Annotated in this window: 17 protein-coding genes; 5 read left to right on the forward strand and 12 right to left on the reverse strand. The window is 43.6% G+C overall.

Features of this window, described 5'->3' with window-relative positions; translation table 11 throughout:
* The first annotated feature begins 3 nt into the window (after positions 1-3).
* From VR862_RS08015 to VR862_RS08025, 3 genes are read left to right on the forward strand one after another with little or no spacing between them, the layout of a single operon-like run.
* Complete coding sequence (locus VR862_RS08015) at positions 4-1,614, forward strand: DUF4396 domain-containing protein (RefSeq protein ID WP_324720436.1); 1,611 nt, start codon at positions 4-6, stop codon at positions 1,612-1,614.
* Positions 1,601-2,845, forward strand: a complete 1,245-nt coding sequence (locus VR862_RS08020; protein WP_324720437.1) for a hypothetical protein — start codon at positions 1,601-1,603, stop codon at positions 2,843-2,845. The genes VR862_RS08015 and VR862_RS08020 overlap by 14 nt, the downstream gene beginning before the upstream one ends.
* Positions 2,842-3,159 carry a cell division FtsX domain-containing protein gene (locus VR862_RS08025; protein WP_324720438.1) on the forward strand — a complete coding sequence of 106 codons (318 nt, stop codon included), beginning with the start codon at positions 2,842-2,844 and terminating at the stop codon, positions 3,157-3,159. The genes VR862_RS08020 and VR862_RS08025 overlap by 4 nt, the downstream gene beginning before the upstream one ends.
* Before the next feature lie 14 nt (positions 3,160-3,173).
* On the opposite strand, the gene VR862_RS08030 is transcribed toward VR862_RS08025, so the two are convergent.
* Positions 3,174-3,752: a hypothetical protein gene (locus VR862_RS08030; RefSeq protein ID WP_324720439.1), complete on the reverse strand. Its 579-nt coding sequence runs from the start codon at positions 3,750-3,752 to the stop codon at positions 3,174-3,176.
* A 133-nt stretch (positions 3,753-3,885) separates the two neighbouring features.
* Here VR862_RS08030 and VR862_RS08035 point away from each other — a divergent pair, with 133 nt between their 5' ends.
* A complete protein-coding gene (locus VR862_RS08035; protein WP_324720440.1) occupies positions 3,886-4,839 on the forward strand; it encodes an NAD-dependent epimerase/dehydratase family protein in 954 nt (317 codons plus the stop codon).
* Positions 4,840-4,902: 63 nt separating this feature from the next.
* Here the strand turns inward: VR862_RS08035 and VR862_RS08040 are convergent, their stop codons facing one another.
* The 10 genes from VR862_RS08040 to VR862_RS08085 form a co-directional block, all read right to left on the reverse strand.
* Entirely contained in the window at positions 4,903-5,097 is a 195-nt protein-coding gene (locus VR862_RS08040) for a cold-shock protein (RefSeq protein ID WP_324720441.1), read from the reverse strand.
* Between the two features lie 101 nt (positions 5,098-5,198).
* The gene (locus VR862_RS08045; RefSeq protein WP_324720442.1) at positions 5,199-5,450 is read right to left on the reverse strand and encodes a hypothetical protein; all 252 of its coding nucleotides are present in this window, start codon (positions 5,448-5,450) and stop codon (positions 5,199-5,201) included.
* Positions 5,447-7,240: a chloride channel protein gene (locus VR862_RS08050; RefSeq protein ID WP_324720443.1), complete on the reverse strand. Its 1,794-nt coding sequence runs from the start codon at positions 7,238-7,240 to the stop codon at positions 5,447-5,449. The genes VR862_RS08045 and VR862_RS08050 overlap by 4 nt, the downstream gene beginning before the upstream one ends.
* Positions 7,241-7,273: 33 nt before the next feature.
* Positions 7,274-9,028 (reverse strand): aspartate--tRNA ligase, encoded by a 1,755-nt coding sequence (aspS, locus tag VR862_RS08055; protein WP_324720444.1) that lies wholly within the window; start codon positions 9,026-9,028, stop codon positions 7,274-7,276.
* Positions 9,029-9,804: 776 nt separating this feature from the next.
* Positions 9,805-10,626 (reverse strand): glutamate 5-kinase, encoded by an 822-nt coding sequence (proB, locus tag VR862_RS08060; protein WP_324720445.1) that lies wholly within the window; start codon positions 10,624-10,626, stop codon positions 9,805-9,807.
* Entirely contained in the window at positions 10,610-11,806 is a 1,197-nt protein-coding gene (locus VR862_RS08065) for a glutamate-5-semialdehyde dehydrogenase (RefSeq protein ID WP_324720446.1), read from the reverse strand. The genes proB and VR862_RS08065 overlap by 17 nt, the downstream gene beginning before the upstream one ends.
* A 132-nt stretch (positions 11,807-11,938) precedes the next feature.
* A complete protein-coding gene (locus tag VR862_RS08070; RefSeq protein WP_324720447.1) occupies positions 11,939-15,391 on the reverse strand; it encodes an efflux RND transporter permease subunit in 3,453 nt (1,150 codons plus the stop codon).
* 6 nt (positions 15,392-15,397) lie between these two features.
* Positions 15,398-16,564, reverse strand: a complete 1,167-nt coding sequence (locus tag VR862_RS08075; RefSeq protein ID WP_324720448.1) for an efflux RND transporter periplasmic adaptor subunit — start codon at positions 16,562-16,564, stop codon at positions 15,398-15,400.
* A gap of 22 nt (positions 16,565-16,586) precedes the next feature.
* Positions 16,587-18,014 carry a TolC family protein gene (locus tag VR862_RS08080; RefSeq protein WP_324720449.1) on the reverse strand — a complete coding sequence of 476 codons (1,428 nt, stop codon included), beginning with the start codon at positions 18,012-18,014 and terminating at the stop codon, positions 16,587-16,589.
* On the reverse strand, positions 18,011-18,619 hold the full coding sequence (locus VR862_RS08085) for a TetR/AcrR family transcriptional regulator (RefSeq protein ID WP_324720450.1): 609 nt from the start codon (positions 18,617-18,619) through the stop codon (positions 18,011-18,013). Before VR862_RS08085 ends, VR862_RS08080 begins: the two co-directional genes overlap by 4 nt.
* Before the next feature lie 143 nt (positions 18,620-18,762).
* Here VR862_RS08085 and VR862_RS08090 point away from each other — a divergent pair, with 143 nt between their 5' ends.
* Positions 18,763-19,737, forward strand: a complete 975-nt coding sequence (locus VR862_RS08090) for a polyprenyl synthetase family protein (protein WP_324720451.1) — start codon at positions 18,763-18,765, stop codon at positions 19,735-19,737.
* Here VR862_RS08090 and VR862_RS08095 read toward each other — a convergent pair.
* On the reverse strand, positions 19,734-20,270 hold the full coding sequence (locus tag VR862_RS08095) for an alpha-ketoglutarate decarboxylase (protein ID WP_324720452.1): 537 nt from the start codon (positions 20,268-20,270) through the stop codon (positions 19,734-19,736). The genes VR862_RS08090 and VR862_RS08095 overlap by 4 nt on opposite strands.
* Between the last annotated feature and the right edge of the window lie 87 nt (positions 20,271-20,357).

The following is a 20,357-nucleotide window of genomic DNA, read 5'->3' on the forward strand; positions in this document are numbered from 1 at the left end:
AAAATGATACGTTGGACCTATCCGGTATTGGCAGTTTTTATTCTACTCGTTTTAAGTTTTGGGCTTTTACTTACTATTAAAGAAGGTGTTGAGGTAGCCGGGCTGGTAACTCCGGACCATGATCCTGAGGCAGGACGACTTACTTTACACATGAAGAATACCACGAGGCTAACTGGTGGTGCCCCACAGATATTTTCTCAGTTAAAGGAAAGCATTCCGTATGAAGAAGCAAAGACAGCTAATTTTGTTCCTACAGCAGAAAACTGGAAGGGATTTGTAAAGCAAAGTATAACTGCAGATTCGCAGGCCAAGCATGTAATAGTCGTATCAGCAGATCATGAAAATGCCCTGCAATGGGCACTTCCTGCCATCTTTTATGCTGCTTATAACAATTCTCCGCTGGTGTTTAGTGATGAATTGGAAGCCAATCGGGAGCTTTTGAAAGGCCGCAAGATCTTTGCTGTGGAGTCCGGTAATTTCAATAACCTGGAGGGATTTGGCGAAGTTGTGGAAATTTCGGCCTCAAGCCCGGCAGAATTAGCAGTACAATTAGCTAAATATCGTGATGAAGAAACAGAATTCGGATGGGGGAGAAAGCACGAAAGACGAAATGGTTACTTCCAATATGTACTCACAACTCCGGCAGATGCTTTAAACGGACTTGCCGCACTCACTTTGGCAAAATCTAATTCTGCAGCTTTACTGTATGCCGGAGATGATGGCGGGCTTCCGGCAATAACAGATTCTTACATCTGGTCTCAAAGATCTGACTGGTTTGTTACGCCTTCCGAAGGTCCGTTCCGGCATTTTTGGGTGGTAAGTGACAGGCTGAGCTACAAAGGACAGTCGCGCCTTGATTTTTCAGTAGAAAAATCACCTTATCCAGATATGGGAGCAGTGGCCCTGGGACCAATGGAAGCAATAGCTATTATATTCATTGCACTGGGTATTGCAGGCGCTATTTTCGTCCTTATCCATTCCTCTTATACCTTGCCCGAAGTGATGGTGCCAATAAAGATCGCCTGGACCCTGGGTGCAGCACTGGTGCCAGTCCTGGGGGTAATTCTTTACCTGAACGCTTACCGTCGTCCGGTTTATTTTGAAGGAATGATGACACGCTGGTTACGGCCACCGGGAATCCAGGCTGCATCGGCGACTATGATGGGCTTTGGGTATGGTGCTCCTGCAATGATCGCAGTAGCCTATATTTTCGCCTACTTTGGTTTTCCAATCTTCTTTTCCGAAGGAGTTAATGATACAATTTTTTGGGCGGGTGCAGGAATGCCAATTATGATGTTTGGAATGTACCTTGGAGCATTGATCCTGGTGATCTTCCTGGTGCAGTATCCAATGAAGAATTCCATGATGGAGATGAAAGACGGGATGATCTTACTAAAGGGGTTAAAAGTGGCATTTTTAAGCATGACTGCTGTAAGTTTGGGAATGATGACTGTAAGCTGGTGGATGATGATGAGCCATATTCCCATGATGCCAAAAGAAGATGATATCCTGTGGTTTGGAACTCTGTGGATTGCCTCTTTTGTAGGATTCCTTGTTGCCTGGCCGTTAAACTCAATTATGATAAGAAAAAATATCAAGCATGGGAACCGCTAGAAGAACAATACTAACAGCTCTTGTTGCATTCGTTTTTTATTCCTGCGGAAAATCTGAAGGTCCGCCGGCAAAAAGTGGTCTGCCGTTGCAGGAAGAGGCATCGGTAACCGCCTTTACGGTGAGGCTGCCGGGAAGTGATCCCGAAACACAGGCGGTTATTTTGACTCAGACGGTATATCCGGCTACCAGGGAAGATAATGCTGTGGGTGCTATAATCCTTGTTCCGCAGGATGAAGAAATAGCTTTTACTACTATGCATCGGGTTACCCATATGCCGGTCAATGCACCAATGCTTTACTTAAGTGAGGAAGGAGAAATTTCAGGAGCCACTTTTGCCGAAATGAAACGCCTGAAGCCCGACGGCGTAATGCCCGACGGCCGAACCCAGGTTTATGCCGTAAATGTTCCGCCGGCTGAAGTGGCCCGAATAGAAGAAGAACTCAACTATAAGGTGCGTACCTTCTACGAAGAAAATCCCATAATATTAGCCGAAATTCTCGATCGGTGGCAGGCAGCAATGAAGTCGGACCATCCCGATGAAGTAGTGATCTCGGCCATTGATCACCCCGATGGGATCAAACATGGAATGGGCGCCATGGGGTGGAATGCCCATATGGGCCGTGGATTTGCCTGGGTTTACAAAGACAGCGTACCCGCGGCTACAAAAGAGATCCTTCGCAGACGCTATGGAGACCACGGATCTTATATGTATGTCACCGGAAATTCTGATGTTGTTTCAGATAAAGTAGTTAAAGAGCTGGGGCGCTTTGGGTTAGTACGGCGGGTGGCAGGCCCCAATGTCTACGCATCTAATACAGTAAATGCCGGTTACAAGGGTTATGGCAGGAACTTCGGCTGGGGTTGGGGCTGGACCCCACGTGGCTTTGGCTGGGGAATAGCACAGGCAGGCCATAATTACATCTTTTCAAATGCCGAAAATGTACTCGGAACGATTCCCGCTGCAGTGCTGGGACACATGGGTAAACACGGCCCAATCCTATTGGTTGAGCAGGATAGTTTGCCCGATGCGGTGGTGAATTATCTGGAAATGGTAAAACCTTTTCCGGCGAATCCGCAGGAGACTATTCTCAACTTTGGATGGATCATAGGAAATGAGGAGATCATTAGCCGGGAACTGCAATTGGAAATAGATAGTTATTTATCACCATTTGATCAAAAAGAGACGACCTCAAAAATGACCGATACCACCGATATAAATTCTGAATCATGAAAGAAACCGGGAAAAGAGAAGAAGACTTAAAAGCGGGCTTCTCAAATGAAGGCCCGCACCAAGTGATCTACAGACCAATTATTCTCCATGCTGCTGTAATAGGGGCCCTAATTGTGGGACTTGCTCTTGGGGTAGTGGGTTATTTAATAGCCGAAGGCTCCTGGGCAATAGTAGACCTGGGCCAGCTCTCTGCACCCTTTGTGGGAACTACAGCTGTCACCTTTGCAGGCGTAGGAGTTGCCCTTGGTGGATTGATCGGCAGCCTTTTCGGTCTTCACCGCATATTAAAGGATAGTGGCAAAAGCCGGTTCTAAAGGCAAATTTCGTATTAAATATCTGCCTCTCTAAAGAGTGGAATAGTTCCGGTGCTGTCTGGTTCCAGGGATTGTTCAAATTCATCATCCAGCTCCATTTCAAAATTTTCGGGTGTTTTGAGGAATAATTCGTTTAGCTGAAGTTTGAAATTGTCAAATTCCACCACAAGGTCTTCGGCTACCTCAAAGATCTCGTCGGGATTCTTCTGTTTTTTATTTGAAAGTTGCTGCAGCACCCGGGCTTTTGTATAAAGTACATTCACCCGTGCCTCTACAGCATTACTTCTCAAGGTGTCGGGTATTGAACTTTGAAGCGTCTCCATGATCTGCACAAGATTATTTGAAGATCCCATGATCTCCAGGCCCGTACTGCGCTCCAAATTTTGAATCTCATTCTGTGCTGTGGCATAAGCAAGCCATTCCCCCGCCAACTGCCTCGCCTCAGGTAGAAGATTTACAGTGCGGTTGGAGTTAACTTCCAGTTGATCTGAAAACGAAGTTTTACCTTGCACAGGAGCCTTTTGTGCGGTTTTCTCCTTTTCGTCGCAGGCGAATAAAGAAATGATCACTAAAAGGGAAAGGATTTTTCTCATTTTTTAAAGGTAAGTTATTATGTGGAAAAGATCTGCAATTTTGATGATCCCCGAAGGGTGATTTACCGCTGCGGAATTTTCCATCTATCCCGAAATAGATATCTTTGCTTCTACTCGAAAACAGAAAACTTTTATGGCTTCAAAGATATTGATAATTGGTGCTTGCGGGCAAATTGGAACCGAGCTTACAATGGCACTTCGTCAAAAGAATGGAAATTCCAATGTAATTGCCTGCGACATTAGAGAAGGAAACGAGGAACTTATGTCTTCCGGGCCTTTTGAAATTGCCGATGCTACCAATTACAACCAGATCGAGGATCTGGTGATACAGTACGAAGTTGATGAGGTCTACCTTATGGCTGCAATGCTAAGTGCAACAGCTGAAAAGTTTCCTATGAAGGGCTGGGCATTGAACATGGAATCGCTATTTCACGTGCTCAATTTGGCAAAAGACAAGAAGATATCCAAGGTCTTCTGGCCTTCGAGCATAGCTGTTTTTGGGCCTACCACGCCAAAGCATGATACTCCCCAAACTACGATAATGGAACCTACAACGGTCTATGGGATTAGTAAACAGGCAGGAGAACGCTGGTGTGAATACTACAACAGAAAATTCGGGGTAGATGTACGCAGCATTCGCTATCCGGGGCTCATTAGCTATAAGACTCTTCCCGGCGGAGGCACCACAGATTATGCAGTGGAGATCTACCATGAGGCATTAAAAACTGGAAAATACACTTCGTTCTTAAAAGAGGACACCGAATTGCCTATGATGTTCATGGATGATGCAATTAGAGCTACTATTTCCTTGATGGAAGCTCCGGCAGAAAAGGTAAAGATCCGTTCTTCCTATAATCTTTCGGCTCTTAACTTCACTCCAAAAACTCTTGCAGCTTCCATTAGAAAGCACATTCCGGCATTCGAAATATCCTATGATCCCGACTTCCGGCAGGCCATTGCAGATTCCTGGCCTTCCAGTATTGACGATTCCTGCGCAAGGGAAGATTGGGGATGGAAGCATGAGTTTGACCTCGATAGAATGACTTCTGAAATGCTGGATGGTATAAAGGAACTACATCACGTATAGCCATAAAAAAAGTCCTGCACACCGTGCAGGACTTTTTGATAGAATAAAAACTAATATATATGATTAGCTGATAACGCGCACTCTAGTTGCGGTCAATCCTTTTCTTCCTTCTTCTTCAACGTACTCAACTTTGTCACCTTCGTTAAGTGTTTCACCATTTAACCCGGTAACGTGAACGAAGATGTCTCTTCCTGTGTCGTCGTTGGTGATGAATCCGTAACCTTTAGACTCATTGAAAAATTTAACTGTACCTTCCATTGTAAAAAAATAATAATTAATAAAGTACAAACATAATCTAATAATTGAAATGGCCCTTAATCAAATTGTTATTTATTTCTAAAAATTTTAAAATGTGGTAGTTACTTCTTTTTTCTGTCTTTCATTTTTTTCAAATTTTCATCGGAAAGGGTGTAATCTTTTAATTTTTTCCCTCTCCAGCGAAGCACCAGGAACATAGGCAGCAGGATGAAGACACTGGCCAATACGGTGAGTCCAATGATCCTGTCTCCCAACACTTCATCATCCTCGATCTGCATAATATAAAATCCTACCAGGAAGGAGATTCCTATTAAAACGGCAACTATCTGGGTGAGAATTCCTAATGTTTTCATACTGTTACTTCAATTAATTTTTGTCTGTAGGCCGTCAATAACTTTGACTTTGACACAAATCCTACATATTTATCATCTTTCACAACAGGTAAGTTCCATGCTGTACTTTGCTGGAATTTGTTCATCACATCGCTCATCCTGTCCCTGTCAAGATAAATAATTTCAGGCGCACTCTGCATGATCTCGCTAACTTTTACTTCATTGTATAAATTCTGCTGAAACATGATGGGGCGCAGGTCATCTAACAGGATGATTCCTCTAAAACCCTTATCGTCGTCAATCACCGGGAATATATTCCGGGAAGATTTCACTACCCCCTCTTTTATCACATCTCCAAGATTCATATTGATGTTTAGCGGCACAAAATTCTTTTCGATCACCTGATTGATATTCAATAGTGTCAATACCGCCTGATCCTTATTATGTGTAATTAATTCGCCACGGGATGCCAGGTCCATGGTATAGACAGAATGGGGTTGAAATTGATTGGTGATTGCAAAGGAGATTGCAGCGGTGATCATAAGGGGTACAAAAAGGTCGTATCCCCGGGTAAGTTCAGCAATAAGGAAGATCGCAGTGAGAGGAGCATGCATAATTCCGGCCATTAAACCTGCCATCCCCACCAAAGTAAAATTACTCAGGGAAAGGGGGCTCCTTAATACTCCCAGATTGTTAAAGATAAGGGCAAAGCAATGTCCCATGGCACTTCCCATAAAGAGCACCGGCGCAAAGATTCCACCCACTCCGCCTGCCCCAATAGTAAAGGCGGTAGCAATGATCTTAAAAACCACAAGGCCTGCAAGTAGTAAAACCACCACAAAAAAGTTATCTAAATATTCATCAAAAAGGTTACTTCCCAAAGCTGCGAGATAATCCCCTTCCAGAAGGGAATTGATCACATCATAACCTTCCCCGTATAACGGCGGAATAAAGAAAACCAGGATTCCCAGGCCTGCTCCCCCTATAAGAAGTCGGAATAAGGGGGAACCAATTTTATCAAATTTTCCTGTAAGCCTGAAGTAGATCTTAGTGAAATAAACAGAACATACAGAAGCTACTACCCCCAATAGGATATAAAAAGGTACTTCGGTTATATCAAATTCATCAGTTAAGGAATAATGTAAGATGATGTCATTTCCGAAGAAAAAATAGGAAGTGAGAATGGCAGATACCGATGCGAGCAACAGCGGGATCATGGAAACCAGCGTTAGGTCTAGCGCAAAAATCTCTATGGCAAAGATAATGGCTGCAATTGGAGCTTTAAATAATGAGGACATGGCGCCTGCCGCTGCACAACCTATAAGCAAAGTGCGGGTGGCCTGGTTCATCTTGAATATTCTCGAGAGATTGGAGCTAATGGCAGCACCCGTGATCACCGTTGGCGCCTCAAGCCCAACAGATCCACCAAAACCAACCGTTACCGGCGCAGTGAGCATCGAAGCATAGGATTGAAAATTTCGTATTAATCCCTTCCGCTGTGAAATTGCGTAGAGCGTGGTAGGAATACCATTGCCGATCTTATTTCTTACTCCGAATTTTATGATGAGGTAGGTAAGGAGTAATCCTACAAGGGGAAAAATAAAGTAGAATGCATCGTGGTAATTCACGATCAACTCTCCCTCCAGCAGTAATTGAATGAAGTGGGTGAGGTTCTTTAATACTACAGCCACAAGACCGGATAAGAAACCAATTACCGCGCTAAGGATCAACAAGAATTGCCGGTGCGAAAGGTACTTTGTCCTCCACAGCAGGAACCTGAGTAATAATGATTTTCTCTTTTTACCCGGCATGGTTGGTTATGTAATAGGTCTATAGGTGCAGCCTTACTGCTGTAGTGTCACCTTCAAATTTAGCTCTTTAAGTTGGTCTTCGCTAATGTTTGCCGGGGCATCGATCATGACATCCCTTCCCGAATTGTTTTTTGGGAAGGCAATATAATCCCTAATGGTCTCCTGACCCCCAAGTATTGCAACGAGTCTGTCAAAGCCAAAAGCTATTCCGCCGTGAGGAGGCGCTCCGTACTGGAAGGCATCCATGAGGAAGCCAAACTGAGCTTTAGCCTCTTCCGGAGTAAATCCAAGGTGATCGAACATCATCGCCTGCGTCTTTTTGTCGTGGATCCTTATTGATCCACCACCAATCTCATTTCCATTTAGTACCAGGTCATATGCATTGGCGCGGACTTTCCCCGGATCCGTGTCCAGCAACTTAATGTCTTCAGGTTTTGGAGAAGTAAAAGGGTGGTGCATGGCGTGGTATCGATTTGTCTCTTCATCCCACTCTAAAAGGGGAAAATCTACCACCCATAGTGGTGCAAATTCGTCGGCCTTTCTAAGTCCCAGTTCATTTCCCAGGTGCATACGTAAAGCGCTTAATTGAGTGCGGGTTTTATGTGCATCTCCAGCCATAACCAGAATTAGGTCTCCCGCTTTAGCTCCTGTTCTTTCTGCCCAGGTCTTGAGATCCTCTTCTGAGTAAAATTTATCTACTGAAGATTTTAAAGTGCCGTCTTCATTGTACTTCGCCCAAACCAGTCCGGTAGCACCAATTTGCGGTCGCTTCACCCACTCGATAAGCTTATCGATCTCTTTTCTTGTATAGGAGGCAGCACCCGGAACTGCGATTCCCACTACCAGTTCCTGCTGGTCGAAGACATTGAACCCTTTATTCTTGGCCAGATCATTGAGTTCTCCGAATTCCATTCCAAAGCGAATATCGGGTTTATCATTTCCGTACTTCCTCATGGCTTCATCATAGGTCATACGTGGAAATTCGGTCACGTCAACTCCTTTTACGGCTTTGATAAGATGGCGGGTAAAATCTTCGAAAGTGTTTAGAATATCCTCCTGTTCCACAAAAGCCATTTCGCAGTCGATCTGGGTGAATTCCGGCTGCCTGTCGGCGCGAAGGTCTTCATCCCTAAAGCATTTTACGATCTGGAAATATTTGTCCATTCCGCCAACCATGAGCAACTGCTTAAAGGTCTGTGGCGACTGTGGCAAGGCATAGAACTGGCCTTCATTCATACGGCTTGGTACCACAAAATCCCGAGCACCTTCGGGAGTCGACTTGATCAGTACCGGAGTTTCAACTTCAATAAAGCCTTTTTCAGCAAGAAATTTTCTGACCTCCATTGCCACTTTGCTGCGGAAGATCAACTTATTTTTCACCGGATTCCTTCGGATGTCCAGATACCTGTACTTCATACGCAGGTCCTCGCCACCATCGGTCTCATCCTCAATTGTGAACGGCGGGAGTTGTGCGGAATTCAATATTTTTAGTTCTGAAACCAGGATCTCCACATCACCTGTAGGCATGTTCGGGTTCTTGGAAACCCGCTCAATAACTTCTCCTGAAACCTGGATTACGAATTCGCGCCCAAGCTGGGAAGCTTTATCCATCATTTCCTTATCTGTGCGTTCCTCATCAAAGATCAGCTGGGTCACTCCATAACGATCCCTAAGATCAACCCATACCATAAAGCCTTTGTCCCTTATCTTTTGCACCCATCCGGAAAGCTTTACTTCTTTTCCTTTATCTTCTATTCTTAATTCCCCGCAGGTATGGCTTCTGTACATAAGTTGATCGTTTTTAAAGCAGCAAAAATAAGAAGAACTCGTGGGATAGAGGAGAGATTGAAAAAAGTTAATGGAGAAAAATCGGGTTTAAATAGAAAGGGGAGTCAAAAATGACATTTTTGGGAGGTATTGTAGAAAAATTTAAGCCACGAATGCACAAATAATTATTTGTTTGTCCCTGTTGAAACCCGGTAAGACCTGCCAAAGTTCTACCCCAGAAAATTCAAATTTTAATTCCTTTTTGAATACCACAGTATGAAAACTTTGGCAGGTCTGGCAAGGAGCCAGAATTCGAATGTTTTTTAGCGCGGAATTGAAATCCTTGACGAGGAGTGCTTACTTTTAGCCACGGATGCACAGATGGATTTTTGACAACAAATGCGCGATTTTCTTTATGTGGCTAATAGTTTTTGCCAACTACGGTGGTAAGACCTGAGCCCCAGCGGGGCGAAATATTTATAGCCGGGGCTTTAGCCCCGGCTATAAATATTCCTGTACCCATAGCCCTGTAAGGGCGACATAAGATCCCCACCCCGTCCTGCGGACACCCCTCCAAGGAGGGGAGGTTTTAAAGGAGAAAAAATGTCATTCCGACGAAGGAGGAATCTCTTTAGTACGAAGAAGATTCTTCGCTCCGCAAAGGCTCTGCTCTGAATGATAAGGATATAAAGAAGCTGGTCGGGATTGTAATTTGGTGCCTGTAGTTTGGGATTTCACAAAAAAAAGCTGCCCATTTCTGAACAGCTTTTTTGATTTTATAGATTTACAATCAGGATCTAATGATGAATCCTGGTAAAATGCACCTCGTCATTAATGGCATTCAGGATAAAATTATCATCAAGTCCGTTAACGATCCAGGTTTCGATCTTTGCTTTCTGCGTAATTGCAGCAGCCGAAACTTTTGAGCTCATTCCGCCGGTACCATGAGAGGATTTTGTCTCACTCATCACCTCTTTCTTCAGCTCTTCCAGGTCATTCACCTTTCTAATGGTTTCCGGAGTTTTGGCTTCAATGGAACCTTTTTTATACACTCCATGGGTGTTGGTCGCTATAATAAAAAGATCCACATCAAGTAGAGCTGCAGTCTGTGCCGCAAGATTGTCGTTGTCTCCAAACTTTATGGCGTCTGTTGACGAAGTATCATTCTCATTAATGATGGGAATGTAGTCGTTCTCTACCAACACATTTACGGTGTTAATAATATTCTGTCTCGAATCTTCATTGCTAAAGTCATTCGGCGACAATAAACATTGACCTATCAACAACCCAAGTTCCCTAAAGCTCTCCTGGAAAATACGCATCAAGTGCGGCTGACCTATAGAAGCCAAAGCTTGTTTTACGTCAATATTTTCACCGCTGCGCTCCAGGTTCACAAACTGCTTGGCTACTGCCACAGCTCCAGAGCTAATGATCACGAACTCATATTCATCCTTGAGTTCGGCGATCTGCCGGCCTATGTCTTCAATCTTTCCTCTCGAAATATAGTCGGTTTCTTTCGTTAGCGTATTAGAACCTAACTTTAAAAGTATCCTCTTCTTCTTTTTTGGAGTATCCATTTCTATGTTATTCTGTTCTAAAATTTTATCTAGTTTGTCCATTTCCGTGTATATACCATTTATTGGTTACTAAATGCTGCAGTCCAATAGGACCACGCTGGTGTAATTTATCTGTGCTTATCGCCAGTTCTCCACCAAGCCCCAGCTGGCCTCCGTCGGTAAATCTTGTGGAGGTGTTGTGATATACTGCTGCATTGTCAACATTTTGCATGAAACTCTGCGCAGCTTTATCATCTTTTGAAATTATGGAGGCCGAATGTCCTCCTGAATATTTGTTGATCTTGGCAATAGCTTCGGTAACCGAATCTACTTCCCCTATCAAAGCCTTGTAATCAAGAAATTCCTCGTACCACTCATCTTCGTTCTTTACTGGCCTTGTACCGTCGAGATCTTCAAGAGAATCATCGGCAATGATCTCAACATTATGTTCTTTAAGAGTGTCTAAAAGTTCGTTTAGAAACTCCTTTTTATTTGGAAGCCTGGAATCGATCAACACCTTGTCGACTGCATTACAGGCTGAAATTTTTCCTGTCTTCCCATTCAGGATCACATCAAGTGCGATATCTGTGTCGGCATTTTTGTGGATGTAGACGAAATTATTTCCACGCCCACTCACGATCACCTGTGCCGAAGAATTCTCCTTCACAAATTTGATCAATCGCTCTCCACCTCTTGGCACTACCAGGTCAACTCTTTGATCTGGATTGGCCAGAAATTCCTGCGTCTGTTTTCTGTCAAACTGAAGATATTCCACCCAGTTCGGAGAAATGTTGTTCTCCTCAAGGGCCTTATGCCATAGTTCTACGATCTTCAGATTGGAATTGAGGGATTCTTTCCCCCCTTTCAGAAGGATCTTATTCCCCGATTTGAAGGCAATCCCTGCAGCTTCTACAGTCACATCGGGACGGGATTCGTAAATGATCATTACTGTCCCAAAGGAGGCAGTCCTGTTATAGACCTGCATCCCGTTATCGTGCTTGAAGCTGAATCGCTCCACTCCCACAGGATCTTCCTGGGAAGCTAAATGTTTTAAGGAGTGAACCATTCCCTCTACTTTGGAATCGTCCACTTTTAGCCTGTCTTCCATGGCCAGATCGTCACCTGAATAATTGTTCAGGTCGATCTTATTAGCTTTTAAAATGTTCTCTTTTTCCTGTTCCACAAGATTTGCCATTGAAATTAAAACAGCGTTGCGTTCATCAATGGTTAACTGAGTGTTCATTCGTTGTTTTTTAATTAAACTTATTTTTTCTCGCCCATAGGTGTCCAAACACTTTGCCATAGTCCGATTAAAATAAAAAACCTCCGGATTTACTCCGGAGGCTTCTAATATACAGGTGTCAAAAGTGCCTTTTTAGGCAGGTGTTCTTTCTCTCCTGTTTCTCATCTTGACCCTGCCCCTGTTCACCAGGTAAAGCATAGCGGGCACTACCACGAGGGTAAGGAATGTGGCGAAGATCAACCCAAAGATCACCGTCCACGCCAACGGCCCCCAGAAGATCACGTTATCCCCTCCAATATAGATTTGAGGGTCATAATCTGTGAAAAGTGAGAAAAAGTCTATGTTTAAGCCTATTGCGAGCGGAATAAGACCCAAAACTGTCGTTATGGCAGTCAAAAGCACAGGCCGCAATCTTGACTTACCTCCTTCGACGATCATCTCATAATACTGCCCTTTAGTCAGCAGGTCACTGGATTCCAACCCAAGACTTTCTTTTTTCCGGTCAATGAGGATCTGGGTGTAATCCACAAGTACAATGGCATTATTCACTACAATTCCCGCCAGGGAGATAATTCCCATCATGGTCATAATGATGATAAAGTCCATTTGGAAGACCACCATTCCAAGAAACACACCCGCCAGGGACAGGAAGACGGCCATGAGAATGATCAATGGCTTTGGAATGGAATTGAATTGTGCCACGAGGATCAACAGAATTCCTCCAAGCCCTATTAAAAGAGCCTTTAATAAGAAGGACATATTTTCCTGTTGTTCTTCCTGCTCTCCTGTGAACTGAAGGGAAATATCCTGTGGTAGATCATATCCCGCCAATTCTGTTTGAAGTTGTTCTACAATAGCATTACCATTATATCCTTCAAGCACGTTCGAATAAACTGTGATCACCCTTTTAAGGTCTTTTCGTTTGATCGCGCTAAAGGAGGAAGTAAGTTCCTTTTTTGTTACTGAAGAAATAGGCACCTGCACCAACTCTCCCGTATTTTGATTCTTAAAGGTTACCGGCTGATTGAAAAGTGCATTTTCGTCATACCTGAAGTCTTCATTGAACCTAATGTTTATTGGATAATCCTCATCTCCTTCTTTATAAGTAGAGATCTCTTCCCCGTAAATGGCACGTCTCAACGTTTGTCCTACAGAAGTAGTAGAAACTCCCAGTTGTCCTGCTTTTACACGATCTACAGTGACATTAAGTTCGGGTTTGGATTTGTTGACATCTATTTGAAGTTCTTCGATTCCGGGGATGTTGAGTTCCTGTATAAAGTTCACAAGTTGCTCAGCTTCTATTAGCATCTGCTCGTAGTCCTCCCCTTTTAATTCGATATTTATAGGATAGCCTACCGGGGGACCTGCGGCATCTTTTTCAACAATTATTGAAGCCCCGGGAAAATCCTGAACCGCCTCCCGCACTTCAGACAAGACGTGACTACTCCTCACCCCGCGACGATCTTTGAATTCCCTCATTGATAAGGTTACTTTCCCTTTATGTGGCATGGCATTTTGCTGTCCGCCATCTGTCATTGGGTTACCTGCACCTTGGCCTACCTGAGAAATAGCCGACTCCACCATATAGTTGTAGCCATCCTCATCTTCGTACTTTTCAATGACGTCATAGATCTGTTTTTCGATCTGCCTGGTCACTTCATTGGTCTTCCTAATGTCGGTTCCTTCAGGGAATTCGATATAAGTAATGATTTGGTTTGGTTCATTTTCGGGGAAGAACAGGACCTTTGGCTGTACAATGCCCACCAGAATGAACGACAGGATCAACATGCCCAGGGTTCCGAAGAAAACCAGGTAGGAATTTTTTCCGCGAAGGGAGAAACGAAGCGTCGATTCATACTGTCTCTCCAGCTTCTTAAGAGCCCTGTACTGGAAGAAGTCGACCCAGGTGCTAAGGAAATATTTATAGAACCAAAGCAACAGAGCAAACAGGATAGCTAAATTTCCAATTGCTCTAAAAGAACCAAAGTCCAGAATAAATCCGGCGGTCACCAGGATCAAACCTGTACCTCCTAAAATGGCACTTATACGAATCAGTTTTTTCTTTGTCAACTCCTTTTCTTCGGTCTTCATATATTCCGAAGTCAGCATGGAGTTGATGATGAGTGCCACAAAAAGGGACGACCCGAGCACTACCGAGAGCGTGATTGGGAAGTAGATCATGAATTTTCCTATAGTTCCGGGCCATAGTCCCAGCGGGAAGAAGGCGGCAAGGGTTGTGGCTGTTGAGGCAATTATAGGCCATGCGATCTCGCCCACACCCTGTTTGGCAGCTTTAAGTCGGGGAACACCCTGGTCCATAAGACTATAGACGTTCTCCACCACCACGATCCCGTTATCTACCAGCATTCCCAGCCCCATTACAAGGGCAAAGAGTACCATCGTGTTGAGGGTAAAGCCCATGCTGGAAAGGATGATGAATGAAAGGAACATGGAAAGTGGGATAGCAAACCCAACAAAAAGTGCATTTCTAAAGCCCAGGAAGAACATAAGTACTACAACTACCAGGATCACCCCAAAAATGATATTATTCACCAGGTCATCCACCATGTTTTGAGTGATGGTAGACTGGTCGTTGGAATAGGAGATCTTCAGGTCTTCCGGCAGGTAGGTTTCCTGTTCGTGCTCGATGATCTGTTTGATGTTGTCAATGGCCTCTATCATGTTCTTGCCACCTCGCTTCTTGATATCAAGCATCACCACAGGATCTCCATATTCCCTTGCGAAAGTAGTAGGTTCCTGTTCCTGGAAACGAATCTCGGCTATATCCCTTAAAAAGACATTTCCGTCCTCTCTTTTTACTATGACATTATTTAGCTCTTGGGGATTTTTCACCTCGCCGAGGATCCTGATGTTTTTTTGTATTCCGCCGGTGATCACGTTACCACCAGAGATGGTTTGGTTCTCCATGCTCACAGCGCTAATGATGTCCTGAAAGCTCACTTTTGAAGCTGTCATTTTATAGATGTCAACCGCGATCTCAACTTCTTTCTCCTCGGCACCCCTTACTGAGGCTTCTTTAATCTGCGGAAGCAGCTCGATCCTGTCCTGTAAGTACTCCGCGTATTCCTTCAATTTCTGAACAGGATAATCTCCGGTGAGGTTCACATTGAGGATTGGCATTTCTTCTGAAATGTTCAGGTCAAAGACATTGGGTTCCACCTTGGCACCATTGTCTAATGTTGGCCAGGTAGTAGCTGCTTTTTCCTGATCGACCTTGTCCTTTACCTTCTGCTTGGCTGCATCTACAGAAATGTCTTCATCAAATTCTACAATGACAAGGGAATAATCCTGAAGGGTAGTGGAGGAGATGTCCTGTACCCCCGCAATATTGTTGAATTCTTCCTCCAGAGGTTCGGTGATGAACTTCTCAATATCCTCGGCCGAGTTACCCGGGTTTACCGAACTTACATATATCTTGGTCTCGATGATCTCGGGAAATGATTCCCTGGGCATGCTGTAGTAGGACATGAGACCGCCAACGAAAATAATGGCGATGATCACGTAAACCGTCATGCGGTTATCAATGGCCCAGGACGAGAGTTTAAAATCTTTATCTAACTTCATAGTTGTTTATAAAGTGCTGTTAGCAATTTTTACCTTTTCGCCTTCACGAATACCGCGTACTCCACTTATGATAAGTAGGTCCCCGGCTTCCAGGCCTGAAAGTACCTCAACAGAGTCTTCATAAGATAATCCTGTTTCCAGAACTCTTTTTTTGGCAACCCCTGTAGAGTCCGATTCCTTTTCAAGAACATAGGCAATCTTCTCTCCTGTGGCATTGGTCTGCACCACGTTCTCCGGAATTATAATAGCTCCTTCTGAAGTGTAATCGTTTAGCTTTACGGTAGCGATGAGATTTGGCTTAACGTTTTCGGCTTCCTGCGGAACAGCCACCTGTATCTCAAAAGTCCGGTTGTTTGGATTAATAAAATTTCCAACCTGTCTCACCTCACTCTTAAAGGAAGTTCCTGTAGCGCCAATTTCTACCAAAACTTCTGTTCCTTTCCTTATCTTGTTGAGGTAAGATTCGGGGACTGCTGCAGAGATGTACATGTCCTTCAAATTGATCAACCTGAACAACCTGCTTTGACCCGGAGCTACTACTTCCCCTTCTTCAGAGAAAGCTTCGTCTATGATGCCGCTAAAAGGTGCTCTCACCACGGTTTTAGCCAGCTGTGATCTCATCTGGTTCACCGAATTTTGAATAGCTTCAAAATTAGCCTTCGCTTCGAGGAACTGTATCTCACTACCAATGTTCTGTTCCCAAAGCCTTTGCTGTCTTTCAAAAGTTGTTTTCGCAAGTGCAGCCTGGGTCTCCATTTGTGCCAGTTGACTTGATAAGCCGCCGTCATCGATCCGGGCAAGAATTTGCCCTTTTTGGACCCTGTCTCCCTCGTCAACCTTTACGTCCACAAGAACTCCCGAAAATTCCGGATAAATTGTGATGTTTTGATCTGTTTCAACATCACCGGGGATTTCCACGTAGTGCTTGAACAGGGAATCTGAAACAGACTGTACTTCTACCAGTGCAAAATTTGAATTCACATCCATCTTTGAAATGGCTTCGTCCAATTTTGCTATTTCGGCAGATATTTCACTTTGGAGGGAGCTGAGCTCAGCTTTTTTAGCTCTTATGGCAGTAAGATCTCCTTTTTCTATTAACTCTTCAACAGACTCTCCTTTTCCACAGGAAACGACTAGGGAGAGGCCTAATATTAACAAGCTTAGTTTTTTCATTTTTTGACTATTATTTGTTTGGTTAGTCTTCTTCAGAATAAGTTTTGGTACTAAGTACATTTTCCAGCTCTACTTTGGCATTGATCACCTCAAGCATAGCTTCCAATAGATTTTGCTGAGCAGTATAAAGTTGTCGCTGTGCCTCGCTCAACTCAAAACTGCTGGCAAGGCCTTCAAAAAATTTGATCTGGTTCTTGTTCTCGATCCTTTGAGCAAGAGCCAGGCTTTCCTGCTGTGTCTCAAAGTTTTCAAGGCTAAACCTGTAATCGGCTTTGGCAGCATCTATAGCCAGGGAAACACGATTGGTTGTTTCCTCCAGGTCTAGCATAGCCTGCTCATACTCCAGTTGTTTTTGTTTGGTGCGGGAGGCGCGCATCCCACTACTAAAAATGGGAATGTTAAGACTTACGCCCAGGATCGACTGATTAAAATATTCCTGGTCACCATTCAGGAAGGTAAAGGAATCGCTAAATCCGGATGTTCCATAGTTCAAAAACCCGGTGAGCCGCGGTAATGCTTTTGCCTTTTCCAGCCTAACAAAGATCCTCGCGGCTTCGGCTGAATTTTGTGCTATACGCACATCAATGTTCTCTTCTAAAGGAATATTTTCCTCCAGTAACTGCTCATCATAGAATTGCAGTGCCAGGGTGTTAAGATCATCTGTGGGTACAATTTCCTGCTCCACCGGAACTCCTAAAGCCATGTTGAGCAACTGGTAAGATATTTCCAGCATTCTCTGGCTGCGGTTGAGGTTGTTCTGCAGGTTAAGACGGGTGATCTTGAGTTGCTCCACATCCTCTTCTTCGGCCAGTCCATTCTCGTAGATCTTCTGAGTATCACTTAGGTTTTTACTGATGTTATCCAGGTTGTTCTGCAGGATATCCACGGTTTCACGGGCCATGAGTACATTGCCATAAGCATTGATCACTGCTTTGCGCACTTCCAGGTCGGTCTTGGTTTTGGCATTTTTGGAGATCTGCAACAAAGTCCTGGCCGACTGTACTCCTACTATATAGGAACCATCAAAGATAAGCTGAGACCACGTCGCCGTTGCAGTTACATTTTGCTTGGTGCCAAACCGCAGAGGAATAAATCCTTCGGGCGCATTCACAGGTTGAGCATTTCTCTGAACGTCGAAATATTCCTCTACCACATTAATAGTGGCTTGCGTATTATCAAAAGCAGCTGCCGGTAATAGTGTGACGGGCTGTTTGAGGAAATTTTGGTAGTCGACGTTTCCATTGATCTGCGGGAGACCCTGCGAAATAATTTCCCATTTCTGAGCCAGGGCCTTTTCCACCTCTTTTTCAGATCTAATAGAAGAATAGTTATTCTCAAGACCCAAAGCTACAGCGTCTTCAAGAGAAAGTGCTAATGGTGGTGCAACAGGTTCCTGGGCAAAAGCATGTAGACAGAACAAACTGCTCAACAAAAAGATTATTTTTTTCATTTTATGCTGCTTTTGTTTAAAAGAGTTTCAAGTTTTTTAAGGCCTTTAGTAGTGACTATGGCCCGTAAATGATATTCCAGGTGCATTTCGGTCAACTGGTTAGTAGAGAATTCAGGTTCCGGAAAGTGGTCATCATCCTTTATTCCAAGAATCCCGATAAAATATATCCGGCTTATGAATTCAACAGGAAGATCGCTGCGATAGACCCCTTTGTCAATACCTTTCCTTAGGTTTTGTCGCGTAAGTTCTTCCAGTACTTTTTTCTGTTTTTCACGTATGCTGAAGTAGATCTTTGGATAATACTTTTGAAGCTGATACTGTGGAGAGGATTTTTCATCCTTTAAATTTTGACAGGCAAAATCTTTAATTTCAAAAAGCTCCTCTATAGCGTCCTTATTTTCATCCCTTATTCCCTGGATCCCTGAAGAAATCTGGTCGAAAACAAATAAAGCGGTAGCTTCTATCAGTTTTGTTTTAGTGGGGAAATGTGTATAAATGGTTTTTTTTGACATTCCCATTTCTGCCGCAATCTCATCCATAGTAACGCTTTTCACCCCAAGGGTGAGAAACATTTCGGCTGCTTTGGCTAAAATTTGTTCTTTCACATCAATTTTTTTGAGCGGGCAAAGATACAAATGGAAACTATAAAAACAATAAAAGTTTCCATAGTTTTCTAAGCGAAAATTCCGGGCTGCCAAAAAAGGCTGATTTTTACTATTGTTTTGGTATTTTAGCGCAAAATTCAAATATGCTCCCAATAGACCGCTATCGCGAAGAATTTGAGGAATATCTTTCCGGAAGGATCAAAAAACAGGAACCTGCCAACCTGTATGATCCAATGATCTATATACTTAGTCTGGGAGGTAAGAGGGTGCGACCTGTGCTGGTCTTAATGGCGGCCGATATTTTTGGGAGTGATTACAAGAAGGCTCTTGATGCTGCACTGGCTATTGAGGTATTTCATAATTTTTCTCTGGTACATGATGATATCATGGATGATGCGCCACTGCGAAGAGGAAAACAAACTGTTCACGAGCGATGGGATATTAATACAGGAATCCTTTCCGGGGATGCCATGCTTATAAAAGCTTACCAGTTGTTTGAAAATTATACCGGAGAAACCTTCAGGAAACTGGCAGAACTTTTTTCAAAGACAGCTATCGAAGTTTGTGAAGGCCAACAGTACGATATGGATTTTGAGGTGAGGGAGAAAGTGAGCATTGAAGAATACCTCAAAATGATAGAATACAAAACTGCTGTTCTTGTGGGGGCTTCCCTAAAAATGGGAGCTATTGTGGCAAACGCTTCAGGGGAAGATTGCGACAGGATCTATGAATTCGGAAGATTACTTGGCATTGCCTTTCAATTGCAGGATGACTACCTCGATGCTTTTGGAGATCCCGATTCTTTTGGAAAGCAGGTAGGAGGAGACATTATAGAGAATAAGAAAACCTTCCTTTACCTTACTTCCCTGGAAAAATCGGACTCCAGGGAGGCAGTTCAGTTAGAGCATCTATATTCGATCAATCCGCCCGATCCTACTGCAAAAGTAGAGACCGTAAAAGGCCTTTTTGAGAGTAGTGGCGCGGCCGAACTTACGCGACAGGAGATTGAGAAGTACACTAAAAAAGCTTTTGCCGTTCTTGAAGAACTGCAAATAAAGCAAGACAAAAAAGACTTGCTCTACAGGTTTGGAAAAGGTCTAATGGATCGCGAGGTTTAGAAATAGATACTCACAAATGGCATGAAAGCATTAGCATAAATGCTTTTTTCGCTATCGTGAAGGACATCATATCTTATTCCTACGGTAACCGGGCCCGTATTATAACCCACTCCAAAGAACAGCGCGGGATACCAGTAGGAATCTGAAATGTTCGCGCCGTCGAGTTTGAGATCCCTTGAAACATAATGCTCTTCAAATTCTGCTGAAAGCTGTAACGGGTTAAAAGGCCTAAGCAGCCCAAGGACGCTTGCCCCGGCAGTATATGTAGAGAATCTGGAAGTGTTGGTATAAGAACCTGCAAGACCTACTCCCGCAGAGGTAAACCTGTTAAAATCATAAACGGCTTTAGGGGCAATAAAACCGCTGAAGCTGCCGTCGCTAAAATTGAGGCCCAGGCTCCCACCAAACCTAACATCATTCCAAAAAGCCCTTTTTGGTACTTCAGCATTTTGTGCAACTGCATAATAATGAGAAGAATATAGGAGCAGGAATAAAACTGAAAGCTTTTTTATGTTACTGATAGATAGGTTCATGATGTTAAAAGTTTTCAAAGTATAAGGTAAATATATTAAATGCTCCCGCCCTTCTTTTTTAAAAATTGTACTTTTGTAACGTTTTAC

Origin of the sequence: Salinimicrobium aquimaris (genome assembly GCF_035607535.1) — a bacterium.
Classification (GTDB): domain Bacteria; phylum Bacteroidota; class Bacteroidia; order Flavobacteriales; family Flavobacteriaceae; genus Salinimicrobium.